We start from the raw sequence: 3,731 nt of genomic DNA on the forward strand, positions 1-3,731 counted from the left end.
CCACCGTGTCCACCCGGGAGCTGTCCGAGGTCAACGCCGTTCTTGACGAGATGAAGCACGCCAAGATCGACGGCCGCGTCGTCATCAAGTACTGAGTCCTCCTCAAGTCTTGATCAGTCCCGATAACAGCAGCGGGCGACGGCGGTGTCGAACCAGGCGTTTTCTGGTACCGCCGCCGCGGGCGCTGATTGTCCAGCGAAAAACGAACTGGGCAAAGAACCAGTGTTTGGTCGTGAGCGGACGCGTCTCAGCGGGCGCGGCGCCTGACCGAACTCAGAACGCCCTGCGGCTGCAAAGCCGTGCACCACCGCACCGGACCGCTGACCAGAACTGCCACGAGGCAGGAAGACGTGGTTCGCGGCGCAACGAAGGAGACAACGATGACTGCAGCATTTGAGCCCACCCAGCAGACGCCCGAAGAGCAGGCCGCCGCACTGGAGATGGAGTGGGCCGCCAACCCCCGCTGGGAAGGTGTGACCCGTGACTACAAGGCAACGGATGTCGTCCGCCTCCGCGGCCGCGTCTCCGAAGAGCACACGCTGGCCCGCCGCGGGTCCGAGAAGCTGTGGAAGCAGCTGACCGAAGAGCACAAGACCGGCGGCTACACCAACGCCCTGGGCGCCCTCACCGGCAACCAGGCCGTGCAGCAGGTCAAGGCCGGCCTCCGCGCCATCTACCTGTCCGGCTGGCAGGTTGCCGCCGACGCCAACAACTCAGGCCACACGTACCCGGACCAGTCGCTGTACCCGGCCAACTCGGTTCCGACCGTGGTCCGCCGCATCAACAACGCCCTTCTCCGCGCCGACCAGATCGAATTCTCCGAGGGCATCCAGACCGTTGAGGACTGGATGGTGCCGATCGTGGCCGACGCAGAAGCCGGCTTCGGCGGACCGCTCAACGCCTACGAACTCATGAAATTCATGATCCAGGCCGGCGCCTCGGGCGTTCACTGGGAGGACCAGCTCGCTTCGGAGAAGAAGTGCGGCCACCTCGGCGGCAAGGTGCTGATCCCCACCCAGCAGCACGTCCGCACCCTGAACGCGGCCCGCCTGGCCGCCGACGTCGCCGGCACCCCGTCGGTGGTCATCGCCCGCACCGACGCCGAGGCAGCAACCCTGATCACCTCCGACGTCGATCCCCGCGACCAGGAATTCGTCACAGGAGAGCGCACGGCGGAGGGGTTCTACAAGGTCCGCAACGGCATCGAACCCTGCATCGCCCGCGCCAAGGCCTACGCCCCGTACTCCGACCTCATCTGGATGGAAACGGGCACCCCGGACCTCGAACTGGCCCGCAAGTTCGCCGAGGCCGTCAAGGCCGAGTTCCCGGACCAGATGCTCTCCTACAACTGCTCGCCGTCGTTCAACTGGCGCAAGCACCTGGACGACGCCACCATCGCCAAGTTCCAGCGTGAACTCGGCGCTATGGGCTTCACGTTCCAGTTCATCACCCTGGCCGGCTTCCACGCCCTGAACTACTCGATGTTCGATCTCGCCCACGGTTACGCCCGTGAAGGCATGAGCGCCTACGTTGAGCTCCAGGAGAAGGAATTCGCCTCCGAGTCCCGCGGCTACACCGCGACCAAGCACCAGCGCGAAGTCGGCACCGGCTACTTCGACGACATCGCCACTGCGCTCAACCCGAACGCATCCACCCTCGCATTGGTCGGATCGACCGAAGAGGGCCAGTTCCACTAACACCCCGGCGGACGAACAGCAGGGCGGGTCCTCCCCGAGGACCCGCCCCTGCACCGCGCCACTCCATGAGGAGAATCTTCCGATGAACAGTTTCACTGACAACTTTTCGATCAACGGGATCACCTTGACCGCCCGGCCGATCGAGCGGCAGAACAAGATCCTGACCCCTGATGCGCTGGAGTTTGTGGCGCGGCTGCATGCGGCAACAGCGCAGCGTCTCCAGGAGCTGATGCAGATCCGCCGTGACCGAAGGATCCAAATCGGGCACGGCCAAGACCCGGGCTTCGTCCCGGAAACTGAGTTCATCCGCAATGATCCGAACTGGCGCGTCGCACCCCCGGCCCCGGGTCTGGAGGACCGCCGCGTGGAGATCACTGGCCCGGTGGACAAGAAGATGACCATCAATGCGCTGAACTCGGGCGCCAAGGTGTGGCTTGCCGACATGGAAGACTCCTTCACGCCGTCGTGGCGGAACGTCATCCAGGGCCAGCTCAACCTCACGGACGCGCTGGAACGCCGGATCGACTTCACCTCCCCCGAGGGCAAGGACTACAAGCTCCGCCCGGCCGGCGAACTGCCCACCATCGTGGTCCGCCCCCGCGGCTGGCACCTGCCGGAAAAGCACATGCTCATCAACGCGACACCGGTCGCCGGCGGCATCGTGGACTTCGGCCTGTACTTCTTCCACAACGCCCGCCGCCTGCTGGCCCAGGGCAAGGGCCCGTACTTCTACCTGCCGAAGATCGAAAACCACCTCGAAGCACGCCTGTGGAACGACATCTTCATCCTGGCCCAGGACCTGCTGGGCATCCCGCAGGGCACCATCCGCGCCACGGTGCTGATCGAGACCATCACGGCCTCCTTTGAGATGGAAGAGATCCTGTATGAACTCCGCGACCACGCGGCGGGCCTGAACGCCGGCCGCTGGGACTACATCTTCTCCATGATCAAGAACTTCCGCACCCGCGGCCCCCGCTTCGTCCTCCCTGACCGCGTGCAGGTGACCATGACGGCCCCGTTCATGCGCGCCTACACCGAGCAGCTGGTCCGTGCCTGCCACAAGCGCGGCGCCATGGCCATCGGCGGCATGGCTGCAGCTGTCCCGAACCGCAAGGACGAGGCAGCCAACGCCATCGCCTTCGAGAAGGTCCGTGCGGACAAGACCCGTGAGGCCGGCGACGGCTTTGACGGTTCCTGGGTTGCGCACCCGGACCTGGTTCCGGTGTGCCGCGAGGTGTTCGACGGCGTCCTTGGCGACCGGCCGAACCAGCTGGACCGCCTCCGCGAGGACGTCACGCCGGATGACCGGGCGCTGCTGGACATCGCCGCCACCACCGGCACCATCACCGAACAGGGCATCAGGAACAACATCGAGGTCGGGATCCGTTACATCGAGTCCTGGCTGCGCGGCAACGGTGCGGTGGCCATCCACAACCTGATGGAGGACGCCGCCACCGCGGAGATCTCCCGCTCGCAGATCTGGCAATGGATCTACTCCCACGCCATCACGGACCACGGCGAAATCATCACCCGCGAGTGGGTGGAGGACATGCTTGACCAGGAATTCACGAAACTCGAACGCTTCGAAGACGACCGCTTCGCCGACGCCCGCGACATCTTCGAAGAAGTCGCACTCGACCCTGCCTTCCAGGCCTTCCTGACGGTACCCGCCTACGCCCGGTATATCGACAAGGTCCGGGAATCGGAGAGCCTCGCCATCTAATGCCCGACCCTGTTTCATGATGTCGGTGCCTTTGGCAGATCCGCGGACGTCCGTCATCCAAGCCCGGACGTGCAGGTCCGGCAGGGGCTGCCGTGCAAGCGGGTGCACGGTGGCCGCAAAGAACCCACTTTTCCACCCATGAGCATCTTTTAGAGAAAGAAAACAGTCACCATGGCCAACGCATCCACCGCGGCATCAGCCGGAACGATCCGGCAGGGCGATGCCTTCGAGAACCTCTCCCACGAGAACCGGAAGTTCGCTCCCTCGGAAGACTTCGCCGCGAACGCAGTAGTCACCGCGGCGGATTACGC

The 3,731-nt window shown here is 64.8% G+C and carries 2 protein-coding genes and 1 pseudogene; all 3 read left to right on the top strand.

What is annotated here, in order from left to right:
- A pseudogene (locus J2S97_RS23865) lies at nucleotides 1-95 on the top strand (zinc-binding dehydrogenase); the annotation flags it as partial.
- A gap of 285 nt (nucleotides 96-380) precedes the next feature.
- A complete protein-coding gene (gene aceA, locus J2S97_RS23870) occupies nucleotides 381-1,697 on the top strand; it encodes an isocitrate lyase (RefSeq protein WP_307052407.1) in 1,317 nt (438 codons plus the stop codon).
- A gap of 82 nt (nucleotides 1,698-1,779) precedes the next feature.
- On the top strand, nucleotides 1,780-3,420 hold the full coding sequence (gene aceB / locus J2S97_RS23875; protein ID WP_307052408.1) for a malate synthase A: 1,641 nt from the start codon (nucleotides 1,780-1,782) through the stop codon (nucleotides 3,418-3,420).
- Nucleotides 3,421-3,731: the final 311 nt, after the last annotated feature.

The sequence above is a fragment of the Arthrobacter oryzae genome, assembly GCF_030812315.1.
Lineage (GTDB): Bacteria > Actinomycetota > Actinomycetes > Actinomycetales > Micrococcaceae > Arthrobacter > Arthrobacter oryzae_B.